Source organism: Microbulbifer sp., assembly GCF_051659245.1.
Taxonomy (GTDB): Bacteria; Pseudomonadota; Gammaproteobacteria; order Pseudomonadales; family Cellvibrionaceae; genus Microbulbifer.
Genome location: NZ_JBOFOC010000208.1, coordinates 1 through 1,872, shown reverse-complemented (window position 1 = coordinate 1,872; position 1,872 = coordinate 1). Strand labels below are relative to the sequence as shown.

Here is a 1,872-nt window from a genome sequence, read left to right as displayed (position 1 = left end):
GGCATCGCCGCTGAGGACAAAACCTACGACGGCACCACCGACGCGACACTCAATGCGTCTGGCGCGGGCTTCACCGGCATGGTCGCCGGCGACACCCTCACCGTCGCCACGGCCAGCGGCGCCTTCGCCGACAAGAATGCCGGCAGCGACAAGACGGTCTCGATCAGCGGCCTGACTCTGGGCGGCGGCGACGCGGGCAACTACACCCTCGACAGCGACATCGCCACCACTACCGCCGATATCGACAAGGCGAGCATCGCCGCCATCACCGGCATCGCCGCTGAGGACAAGACCTACGACGGCACCACCGACGCGACACTCGATGCGTCCGGCGCGGGCTTCACCGGCATGGTCGCCGGCGACACCCTCACCGTCGCCACAGCCAGCGGCACCTTCGCCGACAAGAATGCCGGCAGCGATAAAATGGTGAATATCACCGGCCTGACCCTGGGCGGCGGCGACGCGGGCAATTACACCCTCGACAGCGATACCGCCACCACCAGCGCCGATATCGATAAGGCGGGCATCGCCGCCATCACTGGCATCGCCGCTGAGGACAAGACCTACGACGGCACCACCGACGCGACACTCGATGCGTCCGGCGCGGGCTTCACCGGCATGGTTGCCGGCGACACCCTCACCGTCGCCACGGCCACCGGCACCTTCGCCGACAAGAACGCCGGCAGCGACAAGACGGTCGCGATCAGCGGCCTGACCCTGGGCGGCGACGACGCGGGCAACTACACCCTCGCCGACGATACCGCCACCACCAGCGCCAATATCGACCAGGCCTCACTCACCCTCTCCACCGGTGATGTAACCAAGACCTACGACGGCACCACCGAAGCCGACGGCACGGCCACCGTCGTGGCCGGCGACTTGTTCGGCGACGACAGCCTCGCCGGCGGCAGCTTCGCCTTTACCGACAAGAACGCCGGCACCGGCAAGACGGTCACCGTCGCCGATGTCACGCTGAACGACGGCAACGGCGGCAACAACTACAGCGTCACCTATGCCGACAACACCACCAGTACCATCGACAAGGCCGCGCTCACCGTCACCGCCAACGACGCCAACAAAACCTATGACGGCCAGGCCTTCACCGGCGGCAATGGAGTGAGCTACGCCGGGTTCGTGGCCGGCGAAGACGAGAGTGTGCTCGGCGGCAGCCTCAGCTTTGGCGGCGACGCGCAAAACGCCGTGAATGCCGGCAGCTACAACCTCACCGCCGACGGCCTGGCGGCGGACAACTACGACATCAGCTATACCGGCGGAACCCTGACGGTCGACCAGGCGATCATCGCCAACATCACCGGTATCACCGCTGAGGACAAGACCTACGACGGCACCACCGCCGCGACACTCGATGCGTCGGGCGCGGGCTTCACCGATATCGTCTCCGGCGACACCCTCACCGTCGCCACGGCCAGCGGTGCCTTCGCCGACAAGAACGCCGGCAGCGACAAGACGGTCTCGATCACCGGTCTGGCCCTGGGCGGCGACGACGCGGGCAACTACACCCTCGCCGACGATACCGCCACTACCAGCGCCGATATCGACAAGGCCGCACTGACCGTCACCGCCAATGACGCCGACAAGACCTATGACGGTCTTGCCTTCTCCGGCGGCAACGGCGTTACCTACGACGGGTTTGTGGCGGACGAAAACGAGAGTGTGCTCGGCGGCGGCCTCAGCTTTGGCGGCACGGCGCAAGGCGCGGTGGATGCGGGCACCTATACCCTTACCGCATCCGGCTTTACCTCGAACAACTACGACATCGCCTACAACGACGGCACCTTGACCGTAAGCAGCTCGGTGTCGGCACCGGAGGACGCGATGATCAAGCAGACACTGGAGTTCGCCTCCAGCGCC

General features: G+C 66.2%; 1 protein-coding gene. It reads left to right on the top strand.

Annotated elements, in window-relative coordinates; translation table 11 throughout:
* A partial coding sequence (locus ACRC0P_RS19265; protein WP_438632932.1) for a beta strand repeat-containing protein occupies nucleotides 1–1,872 on the top strand: 1,872 nt, incomplete at both ends.